Annotated in this window: 27 protein-coding genes and 1 pseudogene; 15 read left to right on the top strand and 13 right to left on the bottom strand. The window is 64.1% G+C overall.

Annotation, left to right across the window (positions count from 1 at the left end; translation table 11 throughout):
* Positions 1-36 precede the first annotated feature (36 nt).
* Positions 37-948 carry a LysR substrate-binding domain-containing protein gene (locus LOY37_RS10610; protein WP_258716826.1) on the bottom strand — a complete coding sequence of 304 codons (912 nt, stop codon included), beginning with the start codon at positions 946-948 and terminating at the stop codon, positions 37-39.
* A gap of 99 nt (positions 949-1,047) precedes the next feature.
* Between LOY37_RS10610 and LOY37_RS10605 the strand changes: the two genes are divergently transcribed.
* The 7 genes from LOY37_RS10605 (at position 1,048) to LOY37_RS10575 (ending at position 9,717) form a co-directional block, all read left to right on the top strand.
* Positions 1,048-2,139 carry a tartrate dehydrogenase gene (locus tag LOY37_RS10605; protein WP_123567564.1) on the top strand — a complete coding sequence of 364 codons (1,092 nt, stop codon included), beginning with the start codon at positions 1,048-1,050 and terminating at the stop codon, positions 2,137-2,139.
* A gap of 196 nt (positions 2,140-2,335) precedes the next feature.
* Positions 2,336-3,934 carry a BCCT family transporter gene (locus LOY37_RS10600; protein ID WP_052676557.1) on the top strand — a complete coding sequence of 533 codons (1,599 nt, stop codon included), beginning with the start codon at positions 2,336-2,338 and terminating at the stop codon, positions 3,932-3,934.
* Positions 3,935-4,103: 169 nt separating this feature from the next.
* Positions 4,104-5,225: an aromatic ring-hydroxylating dioxygenase subunit alpha gene (locus tag LOY37_RS10595; RefSeq protein WP_045201252.1), complete on the top strand. Its 1,122-nt coding sequence runs from the start codon at positions 4,104-4,106 to the stop codon at positions 5,223-5,225.
* Between the two features lie 51 nt (positions 5,226-5,276).
* Positions 5,277-6,725 carry an NAD-dependent succinate-semialdehyde dehydrogenase gene (locus LOY37_RS10590; RefSeq protein WP_258716825.1) on the top strand — a complete coding sequence of 483 codons (1,449 nt, stop codon included), beginning with the start codon at positions 5,277-5,279 and terminating at the stop codon, positions 6,723-6,725.
* 57 nt (positions 6,726-6,782) lie between these two features.
* Entirely contained in the window at positions 6,783-7,754 is a 972-nt protein-coding gene (locus LOY37_RS10585; RefSeq protein WP_093384445.1) for a PDR/VanB family oxidoreductase, read from the top strand.
* A 159-nt stretch (positions 7,755-7,913) separates the two neighbouring features.
* Positions 7,914-8,996 (top strand): helix-turn-helix transcriptional regulator, encoded by a 1,083-nt coding sequence (locus LOY37_RS10580; protein WP_093384448.1) that lies wholly within the window; start codon positions 7,914-7,916, stop codon positions 8,994-8,996.
* Positions 8,997-9,027: 31 nt separating this feature from the next.
* Complete coding sequence (locus LOY37_RS10575) at positions 9,028-9,717, top strand: YoaK family protein (RefSeq protein ID WP_093384453.1); 690 nt, start codon at positions 9,028-9,030, stop codon at positions 9,715-9,717.
* A gap of 6 nt (positions 9,718-9,723) precedes the next feature.
* Here LOY37_RS10575 and LOY37_RS10570 read toward each other — a convergent pair whose 3' ends face one another.
* The gene (locus LOY37_RS10570) at positions 9,724-10,074 is read right to left on the bottom strand and encodes a DUF2322 family protein (protein WP_045201247.1); all 351 of its coding nucleotides are present in this window, start codon (positions 10,072-10,074) and stop codon (positions 9,724-9,726) included.
* 219 nt (positions 10,075-10,293) lie between these two features.
* Between LOY37_RS10570 and LOY37_RS10565 the strand changes: the two genes are divergently transcribed.
* Positions 10,294-10,449 carry a YceK/YidQ family lipoprotein gene (locus LOY37_RS10565; RefSeq protein WP_176794274.1) on the top strand — a complete coding sequence of 52 codons (156 nt, stop codon included), beginning with the start codon at positions 10,294-10,296 and terminating at the stop codon, positions 10,447-10,449.
* Between the two features lie 12 nt (positions 10,450-10,461).
* On the opposite strand, the gene LOY37_RS10560 is transcribed toward LOY37_RS10565, so the two are convergent.
* The 3 genes and pseudogenes from LOY37_RS10560 to LOY37_RS10550 form a co-directional block, all read right to left on the bottom strand.
* A complete protein-coding gene (locus tag LOY37_RS10560) occupies positions 10,462-11,286 on the bottom strand; it encodes a methyltransferase domain-containing protein (RefSeq protein ID WP_213601731.1) in 825 nt (274 codons plus the stop codon).
* A gap of 26 nt (positions 11,287-11,312) precedes the next feature.
* Positions 11,313-11,675 (bottom strand): DUF1641 domain-containing protein, encoded by a 363-nt coding sequence (locus LOY37_RS10555; protein WP_195883694.1) that lies wholly within the window; start codon positions 11,673-11,675, stop codon positions 11,313-11,315.
* Positions 11,676-11,701: 26 nt separating this feature from the next.
* A pseudogene (locus LOY37_RS10550) lies at positions 11,702-12,891 on the bottom strand (FAD/NAD(P)-binding oxidoreductase).
* A 199-nt stretch (positions 12,892-13,090) separates the two neighbouring features.
* On the opposite strand from LOY37_RS10550, the gene LOY37_RS10545 reads away from it, so the two are divergent.
* Positions 13,091-13,510: an RDD family protein gene (locus tag LOY37_RS10545; protein WP_258716824.1), complete on the top strand. Its 420-nt coding sequence runs from the start codon at positions 13,091-13,093 to the stop codon at positions 13,508-13,510.
* 1 nt (position 13,511) lies between these two features.
* Here LOY37_RS10545 and LOY37_RS10540 read toward each other — a convergent pair whose 3' ends face one another.
* Positions 13,512-13,910 carry a hypothetical protein gene (locus LOY37_RS10540; RefSeq protein WP_045201241.1) on the bottom strand — a complete coding sequence of 133 codons (399 nt, stop codon included), beginning with the start codon at positions 13,908-13,910 and terminating at the stop codon, positions 13,512-13,514.
* A 139-nt stretch (positions 13,911-14,049) separates the two neighbouring features.
* Between LOY37_RS10540 and LOY37_RS10535 the strand changes: the two genes are divergently transcribed.
* Positions 14,050-15,879 (top strand): SLC13 family permease, encoded by a 1,830-nt coding sequence (locus tag LOY37_RS10535; RefSeq protein WP_195883690.1) that lies wholly within the window; start codon positions 14,050-14,052, stop codon positions 15,877-15,879.
* On the opposite strand, the gene LOY37_RS10530 is transcribed toward LOY37_RS10535, so the two are convergent.
* Together LOY37_RS10530 and LOY37_RS10525 are read right to left on the bottom strand one after the other, a co-directional pair.
* Positions 15,851-16,558, bottom strand: a complete 708-nt coding sequence (locus LOY37_RS10530; RefSeq protein WP_093384474.1) for a DUF3313 domain-containing protein — start codon at positions 16,556-16,558, stop codon at positions 15,851-15,853. The genes LOY37_RS10535 and LOY37_RS10530 overlap by 29 nt on opposite strands.
* A 2-nt stretch (positions 16,559-16,560) precedes the next feature.
* Positions 16,561-16,872, bottom strand: a complete 312-nt coding sequence (locus LOY37_RS10525) for a hypothetical protein (RefSeq protein WP_093384477.1) — start codon at positions 16,870-16,872, stop codon at positions 16,561-16,563.
* Positions 16,873-16,992: 120 nt separating this feature from the next.
* Here LOY37_RS10525 and LOY37_RS10520 point away from each other — a divergent pair, with 120 nt between their 5' ends.
* The 3 genes from LOY37_RS10520 to LOY37_RS10510 are packed head-to-tail and all read left to right on the top strand — an operon-like array spanning position 16,993 to position 19,495.
* On the top strand, positions 16,993-17,745 hold the full coding sequence (locus LOY37_RS10520) for a response regulator (protein WP_093384480.1): 753 nt from the start codon (positions 16,993-16,995) through the stop codon (positions 17,743-17,745).
* Positions 17,742-19,073 carry a cell wall metabolism sensor histidine kinase WalK gene (locus LOY37_RS10515; RefSeq protein WP_258716823.1) on the top strand — a complete coding sequence of 444 codons (1,332 nt, stop codon included), beginning with the start codon at positions 17,742-17,744 and terminating at the stop codon, positions 19,071-19,073. Before LOY37_RS10520 ends, LOY37_RS10515 begins: the two co-directional genes overlap by 4 nt.
* Positions 19,070-19,495 (top strand): hypothetical protein, encoded by a 426-nt coding sequence (locus LOY37_RS10510; RefSeq protein ID WP_258716822.1) that lies wholly within the window; start codon positions 19,070-19,072, stop codon positions 19,493-19,495. Before LOY37_RS10515 ends, LOY37_RS10510 begins: the two co-directional genes overlap by 4 nt.
* A gap of 283 nt (positions 19,496-19,778) precedes the next feature.
* Here the strand turns inward: LOY37_RS10510 and LOY37_RS10505 are convergent, their stop codons facing one another.
* From LOY37_RS10505 to LOY37_RS10495, 3 genes are all read right to left on the bottom strand, one after another.
* A complete protein-coding gene (locus LOY37_RS10505; RefSeq protein ID WP_258716821.1) occupies positions 19,779-21,044 on the bottom strand; it encodes a DUF4303 domain-containing protein in 1,266 nt (421 codons plus the stop codon).
* Positions 21,045-21,047: 3 nt separating this feature from the next.
* Positions 21,048-21,233 (bottom strand): hypothetical protein, encoded by a 186-nt coding sequence (locus LOY37_RS10500; RefSeq protein ID WP_143013292.1) that lies wholly within the window; start codon positions 21,231-21,233, stop codon positions 21,048-21,050.
* 103 nt (positions 21,234-21,336) lie between these two features.
* A complete protein-coding gene (locus tag LOY37_RS10495; protein WP_258716820.1) occupies positions 21,337-21,582 on the bottom strand; it encodes a DUF6021 family protein in 246 nt (81 codons plus the stop codon).
* A 332-nt stretch (positions 21,583-21,914) separates the two neighbouring features.
* On the opposite strand from LOY37_RS10495, the gene LOY37_RS10490 reads away from it, so the two are divergent.
* Together LOY37_RS10490 and LOY37_RS10485 are read left to right on the top strand one after the other, a co-directional pair.
* Positions 21,915-22,157 (top strand): hypothetical protein, encoded by a 243-nt coding sequence (locus LOY37_RS10490; protein WP_052676555.1) that lies wholly within the window; start codon positions 21,915-21,917, stop codon positions 22,155-22,157.
* A 46-nt stretch (positions 22,158-22,203) separates the two neighbouring features.
* A complete protein-coding gene (locus tag LOY37_RS10485; protein WP_093384495.1) occupies positions 22,204-22,620 on the top strand; it encodes a glycine zipper domain-containing protein in 417 nt (138 codons plus the stop codon).
* Positions 22,621-22,671: 51 nt separating this feature from the next.
* Here the strand turns inward: LOY37_RS10485 and LOY37_RS10480 are convergent, their stop codons facing one another.
* Positions 22,672-23,388: an aspartate/glutamate racemase family protein gene (locus LOY37_RS10480; RefSeq protein ID WP_258716819.1), complete on the bottom strand. Its 717-nt coding sequence runs from the start codon at positions 23,386-23,388 to the stop codon at positions 22,672-22,674.
* 22 nt (positions 23,389-23,410) lie between these two features.
* The gene (locus LOY37_RS10475; protein WP_045201230.1) at positions 23,411-24,928 is read right to left on the bottom strand and encodes an NCS1 family nucleobase:cation symporter-1; all 1,518 of its coding nucleotides are present in this window, start codon (positions 24,926-24,928) and stop codon (positions 23,411-23,413) included.
* Positions 24,929-25,306 lie beyond the last annotated feature (378 nt).

Below are 25,306 nucleotides of genomic sequence, written 5' to 3'. Positions count from 1 at the left end.
CGCTCCTACACAGGCTGTGGGAGCGGGCTTGCACCGCTAATCCGGCAAGCTATAACGCTCGGCAAAGTACTGGCGAAAAAACTCCACCGCCACCCGCACCTTGGCCGAGCTGGCCAAGGGCGAGGTGTACACCGCCCAGATGTCCGCCGGCTGGTGATACTCCGCCAGCACCTGCACCAGGCGCCCGTCGGCCAGGCTGTCGTGCACATCCCACCACGAGCGCAGCAAAATCCCGCGGCCATCCAGGCACCACTGGTGCGCCACTTCGCCGTGATTGCTTGACAGGCTGCCGGTCACCCGCACGCTCTGCTCGCCATTGGGCCCTTGCAGCTGCCAGACACCAAACGGGTGGTCGCGCTCCTTGATCACCAGGCAATCATGGCTGGCCAGCTCAGCCAGCACCCCGGGCGTGCCGCGCCGGGCCAGGTAGGCCGGCGAGGCACACAGCACCCGGCGGTTCCGGGCCAGCGGCTTGGCAATCAGGTTGGGAGCGATGGCGTTGCCGACGCGGATGTCCAGGTCGACGCCCTCTTCGATCAGGTCCACCAGGCGGTCATGCACGTCCAGGCGTACATCCAGGCGCGGGTAGCGCTCGGCCAGTTCCGACAGCGCCGGGGCGACGAAACGCCGGCCCAGGCCCAGGCTGCTGGCAATCCGCAACTGGCCCACCGGCTCGCGGTGCTGGGCGCTGATGTCGTCGCCCATGCGCTGCACCGCATCGAAAATCTGCTGCGCCCACTGGTACACCCGCTCGCCCTCCTCGCTCACTGTCACCCGCCGGGTGGTGCGGTGCAGCAGGCGCACTTCAAGGGTTTGCTCAAGCACGCGGATGCGCTTGCTGATGAACGCGGCCGACATGCCGAGCTCTTCGGCCACCGCCGCGAAGCTGGCGCGCTTGGCCACCTGAAGGAAGATATTGAGGTCGTCGAGGCTGGGAAGATTATTCACGATGCGTACACTAAGAATCCATGAATCACGAGATTATCTCTGAATCATGCCCTTATAGCATGAGCCGCACCTGTTCCCTAGACAACGAGTGCGCCCCTCATGAGCAAGACTTTCAGAATCGCCGCAATTCCCGGTGACGGCATCGGCAACGAAGTCCTCCCCGAAGGCATCCGCGTGGTCGAAGCCGCCGCGCGCAAGCATGGCCTGGACATCAGCTTCGAGTTCTTCGAATGGGCCAGCTGCGACTACTACCTGGCCCACGGCAAGATGATGCCGGACGACTGGTTCGAGCAGCTCAAGGATTTCGACGCCCTGTATTTCGGTGCAGTGGGCTGGCCCGACAAAGTCCCGGACCACATCTCGCTGTGGGGCTCGCTGCTGAAGTTTCGCCGCGACTTCGACCAGTACGTGAACATCCGCCCGGTGCGCCTGTTCCCTGGCGTGCCCTGCCCGCTGGCTGGCCGTGAGCCGGGCGATATCGATTTCGTGGTGATCCGCGAGAACACCGAAGGCGAATACTCGTCCCTGGGCGGGCGCATGTTCGAAGGCACCGCCAACGAGTTCGTGCTGCAGGAGTCGGTGTTCACCCGCCGTGGTGTCGACCGCATCCTCAAGTACGCCTTCGAGGTGGCGCAAACCCGCGAGCGCAAGCACGTGACCTCGGCGACCAAATCCAACGGCATGGCCGTGAGCATGCCCTACTGGGACGAGCGCACCGCAGCCATGGCTGCCAATTATCCGGACATCACCTGGGACAAGCAGCACATTGATATCCTCTGCGCCCGCTTCGTGCTGCAGCCGGATCGCTTCGATGTGGTGGTGGCCTCGAACCTGTTCGGCGACATCCTCTCCGACCTCGGCCCGGCCTGCGCCGGCACCATCGGCATCGCGCCATCGGCCAACCTCAACCCCGAGCGCAAATTCCCGTCGCTGTTCGAGCCGGTGCACGGTTCGGCCCCGGACATCTACGGCAAGAACATCGCCAACCCGATCGCGATGATCTGGTCGGGCGCGCTGATGCTCGAGTTCCTTGGCAACGACGGCGCCGACCCGCGCTACCGCGCCGCCCACGACGACATCCTCAAGGCCATCGAGCAGGTCATTGCCGCCGGCGACACCACCCGCGACATGGGCGGGCAGAAGTCGACCCAGCAAGTCGGCGAAGCCATCAGCGCGCTGATCGAAGGTTGAGGACCAGGGGCCGATTGTCAGAATTGTCTGACAAAACGGCCCCTTGGCTCTTGCGGGTGAAGCGGATTATCTGCAGAATCTGTTAACCGAAAGATTCACGTTAACCATTAGTTAACATAGAAGCAGGGAGTGCTGCCGCAACACCCCGGAGTGCCTGCCGGGTATAGCTAAGAACGCCAACGTCCAGGAGACGATGATGTCGCACAAAAATAAAAAGATAGATGTGTTCCTGATTACCGTGAGTTTGATTGCCGTGCTGCTCACTGTCATCGGCCTTGCAGCCTTCCCGGGCGAAGCCGAGCACGCGGCCAACCAGTTGTTCGAACTGTCGACCCGGACCTTCGGCACCAGTGTTCAGGTGCTGGTGTTCGGCAGCTCGCTGGCGGTGCTCTACCTGGCCTTCAGCAAGTACGGCAACATCCGCCTGGGCAGTGGCAAACCCGAGTACGCCACCGCCACCTGGGTGTTCATGTTCATCTGCGCCGGCATGGGTTCCTCGACCCTGTACTGGGGCGTGATGGAATGGGCCTACTACTACCAGACCCCGGGCCTGAACATCGCCGCCGCTACCCCCAAGGCGCTCGAGTACAGCATCAGCTACTCGTTCTTCCACTGGGGCGTCAGCGCCTGGTCGATCTATGCCCTGGCCTCGCTGGCCATGGCCTATCACTTTCATGTACGCAAGAAGAGCGGCCTGAACCTGGCCTCGATCGTTGAAGCGGTGACCGGCTTCAAGGCCACCGGCCCGGTCGGGCGCAGCGTCGACCTGATCTTTTTGCTGACCATGATGGGCGCGCTGACCGTGTCGCTGGCGCTCACCGCCTCGACCCTGACCCGCGGCCTGCATGACCTGGCTGGCACCCCGGACACCTTCACCGTGCAACTGCTGGTGATCGGTGCGGTGGCGGTGATGTTCTCGCTCAGCTCCTACATCGGCATCGATGGCGGCCTGCAGCGCCTGAGCAAGATGGTCTGTATCGGCGCCCTGGTGTTTGCCCTGGTGGTGCTGCTGGTCGGCCCGACCCAGTTCACCATCAACAACACCGCCAACTCGATTGGCCTGATGATCCAGAACTACGTGCACATGAGCCTGTTCACCGACCCGGCCGGCGATGGTGCCTTTACCCGCAACTGGACGGTGTTCTACTGGCTCTGGTGGGTGTCCTACGCGCCAGGCGTGGCCATGTTCGTGACCCGCGTATCGCGCGGCCGGCAAATCAAGGAAGTGGTCATGGCCCTGCTGCTCGGTGGCAGCTTCGGTTGCTGGTTCTTCTTCGGTGCGCTGGAAAGCTACAGCATGCACCAGTTCATCACCGGCGCCGTCGACGTGCCGAAGATGCTCAGCGAACAAGGCGGCGAATCGGCGGTGACCCATCTGCTGCTGGCCTTGCCGTGGGGCCAGGTGTTCCTGGGCGTGTACCTGTTCATCATGGCGATCTTCTGCGCCTCGCACATGGACGCCGCCGCCTATGCCGTGGCCGCCACCAGCACCCGCAACCTGCGCGAAGGCGACGACCCGACGCCGACCCACCGCCTGTTCTGGTGCGTGGTGTTGACCCTGGTGCCGCTGGCCATGCTGTTCGCCAAGGCCTCGTTGTCGACCATGAAGACCGCCGTGGTGCTCACCGCCATCCCGTTCATGGTGATCCTGCTGGTGAAGATCTACGGCTTCTTCAAATGGATGATCGAAGACTACGGCCAGGTCCCGGCCTACCGCATCGAGGAAGAAGCGGCGCGCATGGCCGGTGAAGAACCGGCGCAAAAAGCCCCGCGCAGCGCCGCCGCAGTGCACTGATCACACACCTGTGGGAGCGGGCTTGCCCCGCGATAGCGATCTGAGCCATTGCAGGCCTGATCGCGGGGCAAGCCCGCTCCTACAACGCAGTAAATTTTTTTGCCTGACTTGTTAACTGATAGATACGCGTTAACCAATAACTAAAAACCGTGCTTGTGAGACCCCGATCATGAATGACTTCAAACGCCTGCCCGCCGATTTCTGCGCCAACGCCGAAGAGGCGTTCACCATCCCAGCGAGCTTCTACACCCAGGCCGCGGTGTTCGAGCACGAGAAAGAAAACATCTTCGCCCGCAGCTGGATCTGCGTCGGCCACCGCAGTGAAGTGGCCGAGAACAACGCCTACATCACCCGTGAAGTGATCGGCGAAAGCATCATCGTCGTGCGCGGTCGCGACAGCATCCTGCGCGCCTTCTACAACGTCTGCCCGCACCGTGGCCACCAGTTGCTCAGCGGCAGCGGCAAGGCCAAGAACGTCATCACCTGCCCGTACCACGCCTGGACCTTCAAGCTCGACGGCGACCTGGCCCACGCCCGCAACTGCGACAACGTGGTCAACTTCGACAAAGAGAACTCGACCCTGGTGCAGCTGCGCGTCGAAGAATACGCAGGCTTCATCTTCATCAACATGGACATGCAAGCAGGCTCGGTCGAAGACCAGCTGCCCGGCCTGCAAGCGCGCATGCGTGAAGCCTGCGGCGTGATCGACGACCTGCACCTGGCCGCGCGCTTTGTCAGCGACACCCCGGCCAACTGGAAGTCGATCGTCGACAACTACCTCGAGTGCTACCACTGCGCCCCGGCCCACCCGGGCTTCTCCGACTCGGTCGACGTCGGCCAGTACAGCCACAGCATGCATGGCAACTGGACCCTGCAGTACGGCCTGGCGAAACCTTCGGAGCAGTCGTTCAAGTTCGACGAAAGCGTCAAGGACCCCTCCTTCGCAGGTTTCTGGGCCTGGCCGTGCACCATGTTCAACGTGCCGCCGGGAGCCAACTTCATGACCGTGATCTACGAGTTCCCGGTCGATGCCGAAACCACCCTGCAGCACTACGACATCTATTTCCTCAACAAGGACATCAGCGAAGAGCAGCAAAAGCTCATCGACTGGTACCGCGAAGTGTTCCGCCCCGAAGACCTGCGCCTGGTCGAGAGCGTGCAGAAAGGCCTCAAGTCGCGCGGCTACCGTGGCCAGGGCCGGATCATGGCCGACCGCGAGCGCAGCGGCATGAGCGAGCACGGCATTGCTCACTTCCACAACCTGATCGCCGTCGCCCACCTCAACGACTGATACCGCCCGCCGCAGGCCTGACCGCCTGCGGCGCGCTTCGGAGTGCCTTGCGTGAAACTCAATGACAACAAGCTGTTCCGCCAGCAGGCCTACATTGCCGGGCGCTGGTGCGACGCCGATGACCGGCGCAGCCTGCCAGTAACCGACCCGGCCAGCGGCGAGCTGCTCGGCAGCGTGCCGCTGATGGCCGGCAACGAAGCGGTGCGCGCCATCGAAGCCGCCGAAGCGGCCCTGGCCGACTGGCGCGGGCGCACCGCCAAGGAACGCGCCCAGGTGCTGCGCCGCTGGTTCGAACTGCTGCTCGAACACGAACAGGACCTGGCCCGGCTGATGACCTTCGAACAGGGCAAGCCGCTGCACGAAGCCCTGGGTGAAATCCGCTACGCCGCCTCCTTCGTCGAATGGTTCGCCGAAGAAGGCAAGCGCGTCTATGGCGACGTGATCCCCAGCCCGTCCAACGACAAACGCCTGCTGGTGATCAAGCAAGGCATCGGCGTGTGCACCGCCATCACCCCGTGGAACTTCCCGGCGGCAATGATCACCCGCAAGGTCGCTCCGGCCCTGGCCGCTGGCTGCACCATGGTGGTCAAGCCGGCCAACGAAACACCGTTCTGCGCCCTGGCCCTGGCCGAGCTTGCCGAACGCGCCGGGGTACCGGCCGGGGTGTTCAGCGTGGTCACCGGCGACGCCCCGGCGATTGGCGCGCAGTTCACCGGCCACCCAAGCGTGCGCAAGCTGAGCTTTACCGGCTCGACGCCAATTGGCCGCCTGCTGATGGGCCAGTGCGCCGAGACCATCAAGAAAGTCAGCCTGGAACTGGGCGGCAACGCGCCGTTCATTGTCTTCGCCGATGCCGACATCGACGCGGCGGTCGAAGGCGCCATCGTCGCCAAGTACCGCAACGCCGGGCAGACCTGCGTGTGCGTCAACCGCTTCTACGTGCACGACAGCGTGTATGAGCAATTTACCCAGCGCTTCGTCGAACGCGTACGGGCCCTGGAAGTCGGCCATGGCAGCGCCGCCGGCAGCCAGATCGGCCCGCTGATCAGCGACAAGGCGGTGGCCAAGGTGCGCAGCCTGATCGACGACGCGCTCGGCAAAGGCGCCGAGCTGGTGCTCGGCGGCAAGGCCCATGCCCTGGGCGGCAACTTCTTCGAACCCACCGTGCTGGCCAACATTGGCCCGGGCATGGAGCTGCTCGAAGAAGAAATCTTCGGCCCGGTGGCGGCGCTGGTGCGCTTTAGCAGCGACGAGCAGGTCATTGCCCTGGCCAACGCCACCCAGTACGGCCTCGCCGCCTACTTCTACAGCCGCGATATCGCCCGGGTGTTCAAGGTTGCCGAGCAGCTGGAGTACGGCATGGTCGGGGTCAACACCGGGCTGATCTCCAACGAGGTCGCGCCATTCGGTGGCATCAAGCAATCGGGCCTGGGCCGTGAAGGCTCCAAGTACGGCATCGAGGATTATCTGGAAATCAAATACCTGTGCCTGGCGGTCTGAGCACAGGTTCCGACACGCGGCAGGGCCTGCCGCGTGCTGTTGCAGTCGAGGTGAAACATGGCCAACAAGTATGAAATGTTCAGCGTGCAGGTAACCGAAGTCGAACAGGCAACGCCGCTGATCAAGCGCTTCACCCTGGCCCGCGAAGACGGCGCGCCGATGCCCGCCTTCACCGGCGGCAGCCACGTTATCGTGCAGATGCAGGGCGCCGATGGCAGCCAGTTCAGCAACGCCTATTCGCTGATGAGCGACCCGCGCGACACCCGCAGCTACCAGATCGGCGTGCGCCTTGAAGAGCAGTCCAAGGGCGGTTCGGCGTTCATGCACCAGCAGGTGCAGGTTGGCAGCCGCCTGACCATCTCCTCGCCGAACAACCTGTTCGCCCTCGACCCCAGCGCCGGGCGCCATGTGCTGATTGCCGGCGGCATCGGCATCACGCCGTTCCTGGCCCAGTTGCACGAGCTGGAAGGTGGCGCCACTGATTACGAGCTGCACTACGCCTTCCGCGCCCCGGAGCACGGTGCCTTCCAGCAGCAGCTGGAAAGCGGCCCGCATGCCGGCAACACCCGTTTCTACATCGACAGCCTCGAGCGCAAGCTCGACCTCGCCGCGCTGTGCGCCGGCCTGGCGGACGATGCCCACCTGTATGTGTGCGGGCCCAAGCCGCTGATCGATGCGGTGATCGCCACCGCCGCCAAGGCCGGCATCGGCGAGCAGCGCGTGCACTGGGAGCAGTTCGCCGCCGCCCCGGTCACCGGCGCCGCCTTCACCGTGGTGCTGGCCCGTTCCGGCACCGAGCTGCAGGTCGAGGAAGGCATGACCATCCTCCAGGCCATCGAGAAGTCCAAGGCCGCCAAGGTCGAATGCCTGTGCCGCGAAGGCGTGTGCGGCACCTGCGAGACGGCGATCCTTGAGGGCGAGGCCGAGCACTTTGACCAATACCTGAGCGATGACGAAAAAGCCGCGCAGCAGAGCATGATGCTCTGTGTCTCGCGGGCCCGCTCGGCGCGCTTGGTGTTGGATCTGTAGGCATCAAGCTCCAAGCTTCAAGCCTCAAGCTGCAAGACAGGTACGCTCAGGCTCCTCTTGCAGCTTGCAGCTTGAAGCTTGAAGCTTGAAGCTTGAAGCTTGAAGCTGCCCCACAGGTATACTGGCAGGCTCTTGGCCCCCGATCAGGACACCCTGCCGATGATGGAAAACAGTTTCGCCTTTCGCCTCAAGGAACTGCTCGAGCATCACAAACTGACGTTGCAAGCCGTCGGCACGGCCCTGGGGATCTCGCGCACGGCGGTACACAAATGGACCCGCGGCGGCGAAATCGACTACGACAACCTGCGCAAGCTGGCCGATTTTCTCAAGGTCAACTGGATCTGGCTGCGCTACGGCGAAGAAGCCCTGCAGAACATCCAGCAGCCGCAGGTGGTCGAGCTGCCGATGACCGACCTGCGCCGGCGCTACACCGCCCAGATCATGGAAAGCGAAACGCGCATGAAGCTGGCCCAGGAAGGTGCGCGCATCGTCACCTGGGAATGGAACCTGATCAGCGACGAAGTTACCTACTCGCCCAACGTCGAGCAGGTCTATGGCTGGCCGGTGCATCGCAACGAAGACTTCTGGGCCCACCTGCCGGCCGAAGACGTCGAGCACATGCAGGCCATGTACGCCCAGGCGGTGGCCGACGGCAGTGGCTGCGAATGCGATTTTCGCATCACCCGCCCCGACGGCGAGGTGCGCTGGATTGCTTCCCGGGCCACGGTGCTGCGCGACAGTGCCGGGCGTTCGGTGAAGATGGTCGGCATCAGCATGGACAACACCGAGCGCAAGGTCGCCGAAGAAGAACTGCGCAACAGTGAAGAGCGCTTCCGGGCGATCTTCGAACTGGCCTGGGGCGCCCTCGCCTACATCGACCCCGACGGCAGCTGGCAGCGGGTCAACAACAGCCTCTGCGAGCTGCTCGGCTACCGCGCCGAAGAACTCTACGGCATGACCTTCCAGCAGATCACCCACCCCGATGACCTGGCCGCCAACCTGCAGTTGCTGCAGGCCATGCTCGCGGGCCAGAGCGAGCGCTACGAGGTGGAAAAACGCGTGCGCCGCAAGAACGGCGAGTACCTCTGGGTGCGCGCGCGCACCTCGCTGCAGCGCCGCCGGGACGGTGCGCCGGAGCACCTGATCAGCGTGTTCGAGGACATCAGCGCCGAGCGCTGCGAGCACGAGCGCCTGCAGGCGCATATCGCCGGGCTCGAAGCACGGCTGACAGAAAAACCCTAAGCCCACTCATCGCTTATCGGGAGCGCCAAGGATGCTGCCAGGTTCCACCTCCACTTCTGCCCGGGTCGCGCGCCTGCGCGGCAGGGTCGGCTTGTATTTTGTCGCCGCGCTGTCGGTGCTGGCCGGCATGACCGACGCCATCGGCTTCATGGCCACCGGCGATTTCGTCTCGTTCATGAGCGGCAACACCACGCGCCTGGCGGTATCGCTGGGTGCAGGTGAGCTGGCGCCGATCCTGCGCATTGGCGCGGTGCTGCTGGCCTTTGTCGTCGGCAATGCCCTGGGCGTGGTGATCGCGCGCCTGAGCGGCCGCCGCCCGTGCCCGCTGCTGCTGATCATCGCCGCGCTGCTGGGGTTGGCGGCGTTGCTGCCGAGCACCCTGCAACTGCCGGCACTGGTCTCGGCCGTCACCGCCATGGGCATGATCAACGCGGTGGTTGAAGAGGTGAACGGCCTGCCGATCGGCCTCACCTATGTCACCGGCGCGCTCTCGCGCTTTGGCCGGGGCCTGGGCCGGGCGCTGCTGGGCGAGCGCCGGCAAGGCTGGCGGGTGCAGTTGATTCCGTGGACCGGGATGTTCGTCGGCGCCGTGCTCGGGGTGCTGCTGGAGCAGGCCTTCGATCTGGCCGCACTGCTGTTCAGCGCCCTGCTGGCCGCCGCGCTGGGCGTGATCTCGCTGAAGATCCCGCGGCGCTGGCAGCTCAGGTACATGCCGCGCTAGGCCGCTTTACAGGCAGGTGGCCAGGGCCGCCATGCGCCGCAGGGCGACGTTGTCGTTGTGCTTGGCGTAGTAACTGACCGCAGTGCTGGCGCCCTGGGCCTTGATGTCGGCAAACGACTCCGCCTCACGGGTGTAGACGGTGAAGCCGCCTTGCTTGCCAGGCTCGAGGTAGCCGCTGGCATCGACCCCGAAGACGTCCTCGTCCTGCCAGCCGAACTGGATGCACTGGGCAACCACATCCGCCGCCTTGGTCGAGGTGAAGGCCTTGGTCGGCGCCTGGCCGCGCGCCGCCTCCATGGCCGAAGACGCACACCCGGCCAACAACGCTGCAGCGACCATCGCCATTACTACCCGCATGACTCATCCTCGTCAGAAAAAAGACGTGACTGTAGCATTGCCCGGGCGTCAAAGAGACAACCCGCGTGCATAAAGCCGCGGTTTCATCTGCCAAGGAAGCGCACCATCAGAACCCTCGCCTGCCTGCTGCTCAGCAGCACCCTCGCCCTCTCTGCCTGCGGCTCGATCATGGGCCGGGGCTCGGGCTACTACTCTGAGCGCCCCTCCGATGGCGCCTTCATGGGCAGCCGCTCGAATGTGGCGATGCTGTTCGCCCCGACCTACCTGCAGTACTGCTGGCCAACCCTGGTCTGCCCGGCGGCCTTTATCGTCTCGCTGCCGGTGGACGTGACCCTGGACGTGGTGCTGCTGCCCTACGACATCGCCCGGCGCTGAGGCCGGGCAACCTCACAGGGTGGCGACAATAAAGGTGCGCTTGAACGGGAACAGCGTGCGGCCGTCGTCCTCCTGCGGGTAGTGCGCGTGCAACAGCTTCAGGTACTTGTCGAGAAAGGCCTGGCGTTCGACCTCGTCCAGGGCAGTGAGCACCGGGCGCAGGGCCGAGACCTTGACCCAGTCGAAGATCGGCGAATTGCCCTCGACCACCTGCAGGTGCTCGGTCTCCCAGATGTCCAGCTCGCGGGTCAGCGGCGCCAGCAAGCGGTAGTAGCTGTCCAGCGTCAGCACATTGCGCGCGGCCATGAACTTGCGCAGTTCCAGGGTCCCTAACGGCCGGCCACTGGGCCCGGGCTCGCTGAGGGCGCGCAGCATCAACTGGTACCAGGGCGCATCGCGCCAGTTGGGCATGTGCGCCGCCAGGCAGCCGCCCGCCTGCAACTGCCCGAGCAGGCGCGGCAACAGGCTTTCGTGGTCTTCGATAAAGTGCAGCACGGCGGCAGCGAACAGCAGGTTGGCCGGTTTTTGCGCCTGCCACTGGCTGACATCGACATGCAGCCAGTTGACGCTGATCGGCAGTGCCAGCGCCTCCTGGAGCATCTCGACCGAACTGTCGACGCCGAACAGCTCGGCCCGTGGCCAGCGCTCGGCGAGCAGGCGCGTGGCGATACCGGTACCGCAGCCCAGGTCATAGATGCATTCGGGTGAGTCCAGGTGCAGGTGGTCGAGCAATTCCAGCACCGGGCGTTCGCGCAGGCGGGCAAACTGCAGGTAGCTTTTGGGGTCCCAGGCGCTGTTGGCGCCGGGTGCGGTGGTGCGTTTACGCGGTTCGAGCATGACGGTGGTCCTCTAGCTCCGTGCGATCAATCCTGTCGTCCAATGACATTCAATACTCTGAGTACCAGGGCAAGCCCTCGACGGGTGTGCGGGTCTCGTAGCAGCAACAGCAGGCCATACAGGCTGGGGGTGGGTTGGTTGCGGGTTTGCGCCGAGGCCATGCGCAAGGCATTGCCCAGGTTCCAGCTCAGGGCCGTGGCCTCCTCGAACAGCCCCGAGAGTTTCTCGACCATGGCCGCATCGAGCAGGTCGACAAGGTCGGCGCTCAGTGACAGCAGGTCGACGACGTTGTCCAGGCGGCCACTGTCGAGCAGCGGCTGGAGTTTGCGCAGCAGGGCGTCCAGGCCCGGGTTGGCGCTCACTACGGCGGGTGAATCGATAGCATCCATGACACTCGGCTCCTCCCGTTATCGGGTCAAAGCATTCCACGGGCTACGGCCCAGTACAGGCCGCGGTTGAATCCATTGCGCAGCAGGCTGCCAAGCTTGGTCGGCGGCGTCGGCAGCACGTCGTGAAGGTAGTCGTAGCACAGCGGCATGCCCATCCCCAGGCCCATCTGCGCCGCAGCCTGGACCTTGCCGTCGTACACCGCGCAGGTGCTGCCCAGGCGGATTTCGCCGGCGATGTTGTTGGCGATTATCGGTGCCTGGTTATGGCGGCGCCACCGGCCTTGCTGATCGGCAGGTCGACGCTGTCGCCGATCACATAGACGTGCTCCAGGCCATAGACCTGCAGGGTTTCGTGGTTGGTCGGCAGCCAGCCTTCATTGTTCGGCGCGCGCGAGGCGCCGCTGTGCAACACGGCATCCACCGCGCGGATTGGCGGCGTGGCCATGAGAATGTCAAACGGCTGCGCGTCGCCCTCTTCGGAGTAGGCAATGCGCTGTTCGGGGTCGACCTTGCTGAGGGTGAAGCCGCGCTGGAAGCGGATGTTCTTCTGCTCGAAAATGCCCGGCAGGATCTCGCCGGTGGGCCGCTGCAAGAACAGGCAATTGCGCAGCAGCTGCGCGGTGCTCGGGTAGGTGTAGATGATCTCGACCTTGTCGCGCACCCCGCGCTGGCGCAGGTAGTCGTCGAGCATCAGGGTGGTTTCCACCGGAGCGATGCCGCATTGGTGCGGCACGTTGGGGGTTTGCGGAAACGACACGGTGATGAAAATCCGCCCCTTCTCGATGCTCGCCAGGCGCCGCGCCAGTTGCCGCGCCGGCTCGTACTGGTAGAAGTGGTCACCGGCCTCCTGCAGGCCCTCGATACGCTCCGGGGCGGGCACGCAGCCGGTGGCGATCACCAGAAAGTCATAGCCGTAGCGCTTGCCTGAGCGGGTGTGCAGGGTCTGCCCGGCGAAATCGAAGTGGGTGACTTCCTGCACCTGGAAGTCGATTTCCGGGCGCAGCAACGAGCGCTGCGGGCGCTTGAGCTCGTTTTCGAAGAACTGGTTGAAGGCCACGTACATGAACGCGGGCTTGTAGTAGTGATGAGCGGAATTGGACAGCAGGGTCACGCGCACCTGCTCGCTGAGCACTTCCGGGTAGAGCTTGCTTACCAGTTGATTGGCCAGCATCGTACCGCCGACGCCGCCACCCACAATGACAATATGCCTGGCCATTGAGTCGCATCCGTGCTGTGGATCCAATCCACATGGTTAAAGCACCGGCGACAATAAGCAAATACTCCTTGGCTATAAGTGTTAATCCATTGGTGCAAGAATTGTGAGCGCATCAGGGGGTTGCTGCCAATCCAGGCCGTGCGTTAAAGCGCCAGGAATGCGACCATCGCCCCACCTCGCAAGGATCAGCGCCATCACCATGCACGTCTCCCGCACCACCCTGATCATCCGCCGCATCGGCGCCTGGCTGCTCGATACCCTGCTCGCCCTTGGCGCCTGGTTTGTGCTGGCCGTGCTCGGCTATGGCCGTGGCGAAGACGGCATGCTGCTGATGCAGCTGCTGTACTTCCCGGTATTTGAATACCTGATGCGCGGGCGAACCCCGGGCAAGCTGCTGCTGGGGCTGATGGTGATCAACCGCACCGGCCAGCCGCCGAACCTGTTGCAGGCGCTGGTGCGCGGCATCACCCGGCCGTTCGAGGCCGCCTTTGGCCTGATCGTCATCTGGCTGTGCGCCGAGTCGCGCCATTGCCAGCGGCCCGGCGACTGGCTGGCGCGCACCTATGTGATCGACAGCCGCGACCTCAGGGTGCTGCGCCAGCAGGCAGGCACCGGCTAACTTACAAAGCCTCGTCGGCGTCCTCGTCTTCTTCGACTTCACGCTTGTTGGCCATGCCGTTCATCAGCCCTATCACCCCCGCCACGTACAGCCCGGCCAGGCACATGATCACCGAGGGCTCGACGCCGAAGATCATCTGCGAGATACCCGCTATCGCCAACACCAGCAGGCCGCCGAAGACGTTGGTGTCGATGTTGTGGTGATTGAGCAAAAACGTACCCAGCAACGCCAGGGCCACCAGGCTGAAGCAGATGGCGATGTAGGAGTAGGCCTTGAAATCCCAGATCAGAAAGACATTGATCGTCGAGGTGTAGTTGATGATGTAGCCGATCAGCGTGATGCAGCCAATGAAACCGAGGGCCACGGCGGTGCCCTTCCAGTTGCTGGTGTTGTGGTCCAAAACGTTCTTCCTTGAATGAGCAAAAATCGGCGGCCACTCTACCACCGATCCGCGGCAATGCCCCGCACGCTGCAGCACATCAACGAACTGGCGCTGATTTTCTGCCAGACTTGCAGCCTTCAGGTATCAGGATGACTGCATGAACCACGATCTGCTCTGGGTACTCGGCCTGCTGTTCAGCGCCGTGGCCCTGTTCATCGCCAACCGGCCACGCATGGACGTGGTCGCCCTGCTGGTGATCGTCGCCCTGCCGCTGCTGGGCATCATCAGCGTGCAGGAAGCCCTGGCCGGTTTCAGCGACCCCAACGTGGTGCTGATCGCCGCCCTGTTCGTGATCGGCGAAGGCCTGGTGCGTACCGGCATCGCCTACCGCATCGGCGAGTGGATGGCCGACCGCGCCGGCAACAGCGAAGCGCGGCTGATTGTCTTGCTGATGGTCTGCGTCGCCGGCCTGGGCTCGGTGATGAGCTCCACCGGGGTGGTGGCGATCTTCATTCCGGTGGTGTTGAGCATTGCCGCGCGCATGCAGGTCTCGCCCAGCCGGCTGATGATGCCGCTGGCCTTCGCCGGCTTGATCAGCGGCATGCTCAGCCTGGTGGCAACCCCGCCCAACGTGGTGGTGCACAGTGAACTGGTGCGCCATGGCGAAAGCGGTTTCAGCTTCTTCAGCTTTACCCCGTTCGGCCTGGTGGTGCTGTTGCTGGGGGTTGGCTACATGCTCCTGACCCGCCACTGGCTGGGCGGTGAAGTGCGCAAGGACGGCAGCGCGCAAACCCGCCGCACCCTGCTCGACCTGATCATCGACTACAAGCTCGCCGGCCGCGAACGGCGCCTGCGCGTGCGCCCCGGTTCGCCCTTGATCGGCCACAGCCTGAGCGAACTGAAACTGCGCACCGAACACGGCGCCAGCGTGGTCGGCATCGAGCGCCAGCACAAGTTCACCACCCGCGTGCTCAGCCCCGATTCGAGCACCACGGTGCACGAAGGCGACGTGTTGCTGCTCGACCTGTTCGCGCCCAAGGACGACCTGCGCCGCCTGTGCCAGAGCATGCAGCTGGAACCGCTGCACTTCAAGGCCGCCTACTTCATCGACCAGTCCCAGGAAGTGGGCATGGCCGAAGTGGCGGTGCCGCCCGGCTCGCAATTGATCGGCAAGAGCCTGCTGGAGCTGACCTTCCGCAGCCGCTGGGGCCTCAACGTGGTGGGCCTGCGCCGCGACCAGAACGCCATCGAAGATCAACTGGTGGAAGAAAAACTCAAGCTCGGCGATACCCTGCTGGTGATCGGCACCTGGAAAGCCATTCGCCAGTTGCAGACCCAGCCGCGGGACTTCCTGGTACTGAGCCTGCCAGCGGAAATCGACAACGTCGCCCCGGCCGGCAACCGCGCGCCCTATGCGCTGATCAGCCTGGCGGTGATGGTCGGGCTGATGGTCAGCGGCGTGGTGCCCAACGTGATTGCCGCGCTGATCGGCTGCCTGCTGATGGGCGCCGGGCGTTGCATCGACATGAACAGCGCCTACCGCGCCATCCACTGGCAGAGCCTGGTGCTGATCGTCGGCATGCTGCCGTTCGCCCTGGCCCTGCAGAAAACCGGCGGCATCGCCCTGGCCGTGCACGGCCTGGTGCAGATGCTCGGCAGCGCCGGGCCCTATGTGATCCTCGCCAGCCTGTTCGCCATCACCGCGATCATCGGCCTGTTCATCTCCAACACCGCCACCGCAGTGCTGATGGCGCCGGTGGCGGTGACCACCGCCGAGCAACTGGGCGCCTCGCCCTACCCCTTTGCGATGATCGTCGCCCTGGCCGCCTCGGCGGCGTTCATGACCCCGGTATCGTCGCCGGTCAACACCCTGGTGCTCGGCCCCGGCCAGTATCGCTTCGGCGATTTCGTCAAGGTCGGGGTGCCGTTCACCCTGCTGGTGATGGTGGTCAGCGTGATCATGGTGCCTTGGCTGTTTGCCCTGTGACGGCGCCGCGCTTCTGCGCCTGGAGGGTTTCGGCGGCCTGGCGCCAGTCCCGCGCCCAGCCATCAAGGACCACCTTGAGGTTGTCGGCGGTCATCACCTGATCGTCGTTCTCCAGCGGCAGGCCGGTGCCCTTGCGCACCACCTCGGCAACCACCGCGCGGCTGCCGCCGTCGAGGAACGCTGCTTCGGTGGCGATCACGCTGTCCAGATCGCGAATACCGACGGCGCTGCTGACCCCGGCGGCCACCAGGGTCACTGGCAGGTATTCATAGAAATGCAGCGCCTGGGTATGGGCGCCCACCGAGGTGATCGCCGGGCGCACGATCAAGGTGTGCGGGCCGGGCTGCTCGACCAGGTTGAGGACCTTGCCCAGTTCGCGCTTGAGCGCCGCATCGTAGTAACGGGTTACCGCCTGCAGGGTGCTCGCCGGGATCTGCGGGCTGGTCTTGGGCATCGGGTAGAACTGGCTCGGGGCAATGTACACCTGGCTGTAGCGCTCCATGCGCAGCTTGGGGCTGACCCAGCGCAGCACGGCGTCGCCGGAAGCGGTCTTGTGTTCGCTCAACTGGTCGTAGTTGCGCAAAAAGCCCGAGTACTCCTTGGGGCTGACCTTGTTCTGGCTGCAACCGGCCAGCAGCAGCGAGGCGCTCAACAGCGGTACGATCAATTGCTTGCGCATGCTCAGCCTCCGAAGCCGTCATTGGCCGGGCGCGGCGTGCTGGTCGAGCGGTCCACGTGCAGCTCGCCGTGGCTCATGATCCAGTGCACCAGTTCGCCCACGGGGATCTTGTAGCTGTACTCCATCCACTGGTTGCTGGTCGGGCTGTAGCGCTCGAAATAATGGCTGAGGAGCATGTGCCTGCCGTCGCTGGACAAACCCAGGCGCGAGTCCTGGTAGCTGAGCAGCGCGTTGCGCCAGAGCTCCTGGGTGCGCAGGTCGAGGGTCAGCGACTGGTTGCTGTCAAAGTCTTGGGTCGGGTGGGTGGCCGGCATGGAAAACTCTCTTGAGTGAACTGGCCACAGCCTGCCCCAGGGCTTTTGCTGGCTGATGTCCGCTTTGTGTCGGCCTTGCAGGAATGTTACGAGATTGAAATAAATGACCGGCAGCGCAGAATGGTTTTAGATACGCACTTTTCACGGCCCGTGGACCACAACGTGAGCAGACTGCTGATCGTCGATGACGACCTGGAAATTTGTGCCCTGCTGAAGAAGTTCTTTGTCCGCCACGGCTATGACGTCGACCTGGCCGGCAACGGCGAGGCCATGTGGGCGGCGATCGAGCAGCAGCGCCCGGACATCATCATCCTCGACCTGATGCTGCCCGGCGAAGGCGGCCTGAGCCTGTGCCAGAAACTGCGGGCCAACACCGGCATCCCGATCATCATGCTTACCGCCATGGACGAGCTCAGTGACCGCATCGTCGGCCTGGAGCTGGGCGCCGACGACTACCTGGGCAAGCCCTTCGACGCCCGCGAACTGCTCGCCCGCCTGCGCGCCGTGCAGCGCCGGGCCGGTGAGCAACTGCGCCCGACAACCGAGGAAAGCCGCCCGCTGATTCATTTCGACCACTGGCAGCTGGACGTCACCCGCCGTGAACTGCGCACCCCCGACGGGGTGATGGTGCCGCTGTCGGCCGGAGAGTTCGACCTGTTGCTGGTATTCCTCGAACACCCGCAGCGCATCCTCACCCGCGAGCAACTGATCGACCTCGCCCGTGGTCAGGGACACGAGGCGTTCGACCGCAGCATCGACGTGCAGGTCAGCCGCCTGCGGCGCAAGATCGAACCCGACAGCAAGCGCCCGGAGCTGATCCGCACCGTGCGCAATGGCGGTTACCTGTTCAGCGCCAAGGTCAGCCGCTCGTGATCCGCCTCGACCTGCGCCGCGACAGCATTAGCCGGCGCATCGCCCTGACCATCATCGCGGCGATGCTGACCTCGGTGGCGCTCAATGTGCTGTTCGTGCAAATGGCCGGGGTCTGGGCACGCCCGCCGTTGACCCAGACCGGCCTGCTGGAACAGATCGCCGTCACCACCCGCACCCTCGAAGCGGCGCCACCGGAACTGCGCGCGACCCTGGCCAAGGCCGCCAGCAACCCGCTGCTCGAGGTGCAGTGGAGCCGCCAGCGCGCCGACCTGCAACTGCCCGGGCCGGGCGCGCGGATTACCCTCGAAGAAACCCCGCCGCTGCAGCGCCTGCTGGCCGACAGCCCACGCCAGCTTGAGGGATTCCAGCCCAGCGACTGGCCGGCGGACAGCGCCGACGCCCATTACAAACTGGTCATGCAGATCAGCGACGGCAGCTGGCTGGCCTTCACCCCGCCATATCGCAGCTGGGGCCTGAGCTCGGCCATGCGCTTTACCATCATCGGCGTGCTGGCCCTGGTTGCCGCGCTGCTGGTGGCCTGGGTCGGCACCCGCCAGCTGGCCGGCCCGCTGCAGCGCTTCGCCCGGGCGGCGCGGCGCTTTGGCAGTGATTTTCGCGCACCGCCCATCCGCCTCGAAGGCCCGCACGAATGGCGCCAGGCGATCACCGCCTTCAACACCATGCAGGCGCAGATCCAGCACTTCGTCGCCGAGCGTACGCAGATGCTCGCCGCCATCTCCCACGACTTGCGCGCGCCCTTGACGCGCATGCGCCTGCGCGGCGAGTTCATCGACGACCCCGAGCAACAGCGCAAGCTGTTCCGTGACGTTGATGAGATGCAGAGCATGATCAATGCCGCGCTGGGGTTTTTCCGCGACGAAACCCGGCTGGAAGAAACCACCCCGTTCGACCTGGCCGAACTGCTGCAAACCCTGATCGACGACTACCGCGACCAGCAGATCGGCATCGCTTTCGAAGGCCCGGCCAACCTGGTGTTCCATGGCCGGCCACTGGGTTTGAAGCGCGCCGTGACCAACCTGGTGGAAAATGCTCTGAAGTACGCCCGCGAGCCCGAAGTGCAGTTGAGCCGCGGCGCCCAGGCCATCATCATCGAAATCCGCGACCGTGGCCCGGGCATTGCCGACGCCTCGCTGGAACAGGTGTTCATGCCGTTCTTTCGCCTGGAGTCCTCGCGCAACCGTGATACCGGTGGGGTTGGCCTGGGGCTGTCGTCGGCGCGCTCGGCAGTGCGTGAACAAGGCGGCGAACTGCTCCTGAGCAACCGCCAGGGCGGTGGCCTGGTGGCGCGCATCGAGTTGCCACGATGAACAAATTGCGCCTGCCTCGGCTGCAATGGCGTCACCTGGCTCTTGCTCTGTACCTGCTGAGCCTGGTGCTCCCGGCGGTGCACAGCGAGGAGCACAACTGGCTGCGCGAGGAGTACAGCCACACCATCAATTCCGGCTTCATTGCTTGCATCCTGGGCTTGCCGGCGATGCTGTTCGGCTACTTCGCCTGGCTGGCGAACCCCTTGTTCCTGGCGGCCTACCGCACCCGTAGCGACAGGCGCCGGTTGATCTATGCCCTGCTGGCGTTGCTGGCCGGGTTGTCGCTGCAGTGGCAACGGGTGAGCCTGTATGACGAGGACGGTCAGTTCACCGTTACCGGGTACACCTATGGGTATTACGTCTGGTTGCTGTCCTTTGTATGGTTGGGTGTTTGCGGCGCCAGGCGAGCAGGCGCCAGGTGATGTGCTAACAGCCTGATCAAGACAGTTGCTCCCACAATAGATCTGCATGCACCGGGCCTGTAGGAGCGGGCCTTGCCCCGCGATCGAGCGCGAAGCGGTCGCAATCCAGGCGCTAGCTGATGTGCTGACTGCACCGGCCTCATCGCGGGTCAAGTCGAGGCGTCGCACCGCCGCTCCCACAATAGATCTGCATACACCGGACCTGTAGGACGCTGGCAAAGCCCCACAGTGGAGCTGTGTCCGCGGGACCAGTGGCTGCCAAGACAGAGGCAGGTTGCCCGTCTCAGCGTTGCAGCGACTCCAAGGTCAAGCCAGCCAGGTAGGCCACCTTCGGGTCAGCATCATTGAGGCATTCCTGCAGCGCGATCAGGGCCGCTTTCAGCTTGCGCTTGCCCAGTCGACGGTTGTCGAGCACACAGGCGGCATGGCGACGAATGGCGACATGCTCGCCCCCCAGGCCGCGCAGCGCTTCGTCGATATCGCTGCTGCTGATGGTGCAGTAGCTGGAGCCCGGCTTGATCACCTCCTCGGCGTCCGCTGCGCACTGCGGGTAACGCTGCAGCAGGGTTTCCAGCGGCCGGTAGTCAAGTACCGGCGCCTGCGCGCCCTGATCCCGAAAGGCCCGAAGATTGGCGCAGCAACCCGCCACCGCCAAGCTCGCCAGCGCTGCGTCATCAGCCTGCGCCAGCAACCAGTCGAAATCACCCAGGTAACCCAGCGCGTTGGCGCTCCACCTGCGCGTGCTCGGCTCTGTGCCGTTGACCACTTGCAAGCGCAGCGCCGCGATTGCCGCCGGGTCGGCGACCCCGGCAAGCCCCAGGAGCATCGCCGCCCGCCAGCGCTCCGGGCCCTTGTGCAGCATCTGCAGCAGCGCCGCCGTGGCACTGGCACCCCGGGCAATCAGCCAGCGGCAGGCCTCTTCAGCGTCAATCGGCATAGGACGGACAAGGCAGCGCAGGTAATAACTCACCTGCTCTTGCTCTGCCAGCGCGGCTACCCGGCGACGCTCCTGGCCAGTGGCGTCCTGCTCGGGGAAGTGCAGCAGAAACTGGCGCGGCGTCAGGCTTTTGGCCGCAAGCTGCGGCCCGCCGCATTCATCATGGAAGAACACGATGAAGTCCTTGGCCAGCCGTGGGTCTTTAGCGTAAATGCGGTTAAGCGCCTTGGCAGCGCGCGCCACGGTCTGCACAAACCGCTGCTCGGCCGCCGTCCAGGCATCCGGCCCGGCGCGATTGGCGTAGGCTTGCATCGGCGCTTCGAGGGCACTCAGGGTGGGGTTGGCGTAATCGTCCAGCATCCAGTCCCAGCGCCAGTCCGCCGGGTTCCACTGCACGCCCCAGAAGCCCTCCTGCTTGCGCCGCGGATGATCCTCCTCCAGCGCCGCCAGGCTGTTGGCGGCAAACGACGGCAGGTCGATGACCCGTTCCTCTTCGCGGTAGCTGGCATGAAAGGCGGCGCCATACAGCGGCCCGACACCTTCAGCGAGCAGCGCCTCCAGGGTGGCCCGGGCCGACTCGACCAGGCTGTTCTCCAGGGCTTTCCAGTCCATGGCTCAGCGCACCACTTGCCGCGGGCGTTGCGGGCGCAAAAAATAGCCCATGAAGAACGCGATCATCACCAGCATCGCGCCCAGGTCGGTATTGCCGCCAGGCCCGACAAACTGGAACAGCCCGGTACCCATGACAATCCCGGAGGTAACACAGAGGACAAACCACACAGCTTTCTTGAGAAACTTCACGATCGATCGACATCCCTGCCAGAAAAAACAAAAGCCCGACCGAGGTCAGGCTTGAAGGCGGCCAACTTGGCCCAGACGCGAGCGCCTGTCAACTACGGGGTTGCTAACCGCCATCGGTATCAATGTCGGCATCCTTGCGCGGTTTGTCTTCGGGCCTGGACTTGAAGTCCGGGCTGAAGTCGTTGTCCCGGGCGGCCTGGTCGGGTCGGGGCTGGTTAGGCGCCTTGGCCGGACCGGTGGGGTCGACCTGCGGATCATCGAGGTCCGGCGAGTCCGGGTCGAAGCCCAAGTCATCCGCTTTGCTGGCGTGTTCAGACGAATTTGCGCCGCTGTCGCTGTGCTTGTTCATGAAGTCCTCCTGATCGCGCCTCCAGAAGCCAGAGGCGTGTTATTGGGAGGCCGGCGCGGGAGAATCGTGCGATTGGATCTGATCAGTGGGCTGCATCAGCACGGATATAGAGGGCAAGACGGGCAACGCGAAAAAATCATAGACCCGGCCCCGCCTTAACGACGGCTTAACCGCCGCGGATTTATCCTCCAATTCCTCCCTTCAGAACGTTTGGCCCACCTCGGTGGGCCTTTTTTGTTGCGGCAAATTACAACGCTCATGGGGAAACAAAATCCCGAAAACACAGTCTGAGTTTGTACCTTCCCTACCGCCCTGCGGATCAAGGACCCTCAGTGCTGAAACAGCTGACGCAAATCGCCGTGATCACCAGCGTACTGGCCGCCTCCGGCTGCTATTACCACGATTACGACCGCGACGATTACCGCCGTGGCGACCGTGACCATCGCTACTCCCGCGACTGGGACGACCGCGACGATCACGACCATCGCAACTACAAGCGCTACCGCGATGACGACCGCTACCGCAACTACGACCATGACCGGCGTCGCGACCGTGACGACGATGATGACGACTGAGCTGCCTGCTGTTCCCCTAACCCCCGTAATTCCTGAGGCTAACAACATGCGTATCTCATTACCTGCATTGACGCTGGGTATCCTGCTCTCCCAGGGCGCCATGGCTGCCGGCGACGGCACCGCCGCCATTGGTGGTGGCCTGGGCGGGGCGTTGGGTAACGTGGTCGGCCAGCAGATCGGCGGCAGCACCGGCGCAGCCATTGGCGCCGGCGTCGGTGGCGCCGCCGGTAGCGCGGTCGGCGCACGCAAGGGCAACCGCACGGAAGCTGCGATTGGCGGCGGCCTGGGTTCGGCTGGTGGCTCGGTGATCGGCAACCAGGTGGGCGGGCGTACCGGCTCGACCATCGGTGCCGGCCTCGGTGGCGCGGCCGGCGGCGCCCTGGGCAACAACATCGCCGACGATAACCGTCACGATTCCAGCGGGCATAAACACAAGCACAAGCGTAAGCACAAACACCGCTGAGTAAGAAAGGCCCGCACAATGCGGGCCTTTTTCATAAGTGGACCAGGCCATTCACTCCAACATCGCCCGAGGCCAGCCCAGAATCTGCTTCTGCCGCGGCTTGGCGTAGGTGCGCACCTTCGAGGTACTCAGCTTCAGGCGCACCAGCGCCACCGCCGCCGTCACCCCATCGACCACCGGCACCCCGGTACGCGCCTGGATCCGCTCCTCCAGCCCGACCATGCCGCCACAACCCAGGCAAATCACCTCGGCCTTGTCGACATTAACCGCCTCCTCGGCTTCGCGCACCACCGACTCGATGGCCCGCTGCGGATCTTCTTCAAGCTCCAGCACCGCCAGGCCACTGGCGCGCACCGAGGCGCAGCGGCTGTCCAGCCCGGCCAGCTTCAGGCGGTCTTCGATCAGCGGCACGGTGCGGTCCAGGGTGGTGACCACCGAATAGCGATGGCCGAGCAGCATCGCCACGCTGGCCGCCGCCTCGGTGATGTCCACCACCGGTACATTGAGCAGCTCCTGCAGGCCTTCGCGGCCATGTTCGCCGTAACCGGCCTGGATCACCGCATCGAACGGCTGGTCGTAGCTGAGCACCCGCTCCATCACGGCCACCGCCGCCAGGTAACTTTCAAAATTACCCTCCACCGATTCGGCGCCAAAGCGCGGGGTCAGGCCGACGATCTCGGTGCCCGGCGAGGCCACGCTACGCGCCTGGCGGGCGATGGCGTCGGTGATCGACTGCGTGGTGTTGACGTTTACGACCAAAATTCTCATTGCGGTATTCCTTGTGCAGAACTCAGTGCTGGGCGCTGTCGACGGCAAAGTGCTCGCCGGAGCAGTCCACGTAATGTTTGTTGCGATCAGAGATCAGGTAGTACACGCCGCCGGCAATGGCGGCGCCGAAGAACCAGGAGAACGGCGTCAGGGCGCTGAAGGCCGGTACCAGCGACAGCACCACGGCGGCAATGGCCGAGGGCACCAGGGCGGCGACTGCCTTGTAGTTGACCCCGCGGGTGTAGTGATAGGTGCCGCTGGCCGCTTCGCTGTAGAGGTCGGGCACGTGCACCTGGGCTTTGCGGATCAGCCAGTAGTCGACCATGATGATCCCGTACAGCGGCCCCAGCAGCGCGCCCAGGCCGGAAAGGAAGTAGACGATCACCAGTGGGCTGTTGTAGAGGTTCCAGGGCAGGATCAGCACCGCCAGGGTCGCGCTGATCAAGCCTGCGCGGCGAAAGTTCAGGCGGCTTGGCGCCAGGCTCGAGAGCACGAAGGCCGGGGCGACGAAGTTGGCCATGATGTTCACCGCCACGGTGACGATCAGGAACGCCAGGCAACCGAGCACCAGGAATACCTTGTCGGGGATCGCCGCGACGATCTGGGTCGGGCTGTCAATCACCCGGCCATCGATGCTGAACTGCGCTCCGGCCAGCACAAAGCTGATCACCGCGAACACCAGGATGTTCACCGGCAGGCCCCAGAAGTTGCCGACGCGAATGGTCTTGCGGCACGGCGCGGAACGGGCGAAGTCGCAAAAGTTGAGGATCAGCGTGCCGTAAATCGCCAGCCACAACGCGCCACCGGCAAACACCTGGGTCCACATCGTCCAGCCGGTCAGCGGCTCGCCGACCGACCAGGCCAGGTTGCCATCGACCCGCAGGTACATCCACACCGCCAGGATCAGCACGGTGGAAAGAATCACCGGCCCGGCGAAGGATTCGTACTTGCGCACCATCTCCATGCCGAAGGTGAGGATCACCAGCTGCACCAGCCAGATGGCGATAAAACTCGCCCAGCCAAGGCTCGACAGGCCGAGGATCGCGTCCTGATCGAAGCGTGCGAGGTCCGGCGACACCGCCACCAGCAGCACCCGCAGCACCACCGAGGCCAGGTAGGTCTGGATGCCGAACCAGGCGATGGCGATCACCGCGCGGATGATCGCCGGCAACTGCGCGCCATAAATGCCGAAACTCATACGGCTGATCACCGGGAACGGCACCCCGGTTTTCTGCCCCATGTAGCCCGAAAGGTTCATAAAGAAGTACACCAGCACGGCGCCGATGCTCAGCGCCGCAAGCATCTGCCAACCGGACAACCCGAGGGCAAACAGGCCCATGGCGAAGGAATAGTTGGCGATGTTGTGCACATCGTTGGTCCACAAGGCAAAGATGCTGTAGCCGCCCCAGCGCCGGCCTTCGGCCTTGGTTGGCGCGAGGTCGGCATTGTGCAGCCTGGGGCTCAGCGCCCCCGGCTCGAGCGGCGCGGCCTGCGGCGGCAGGTAGGCGGTTTGCAGCGGGTTGGATGTATCCAGTTGCATGTTCCCCGGGCTCCTTCTGCAGCCCCTGAGTCAGGGTGTTGCAGCGAATTATTGTTGGATTTGAAGAGTGGGACCGCAGTGTTGGCGCTGCCCTGCGCCTATGCATACAAAGATTGCATACAATTTTTGTCTAACGATTTTCGACGAACAATATGTGTGCCAGATGGGTGGCGAAGTGGCTGAACGTGCATCCTGTAAACACATTTAAATTATTGATTTTTAGAGAATTAATTTTTCACCTGAGCACTCGAAAAGCGAATAAACCTGATCAAGTGGTCAATCGCCTACAGCGTTACGGTGAGAAAACCAGTAACGCTACGGCTAGTTTTTGTATCCATAAATTTGCTACTCAAGTACACACTTGTGTATTCAGGAACT

Origin of the sequence: Pseudomonas sp. B21-012 (genome assembly GCF_024749305.1) — a bacterium.
In the GTDB taxonomy this organism is placed as follows: Bacteria; Pseudomonadota; Gammaproteobacteria; order Pseudomonadales; family Pseudomonadaceae; genus Aquipseudomonas.
Note: the sequence above shows the minus strand (reverse complement) of the source record. Positions and strands in the feature narration are given on the sequence as shown.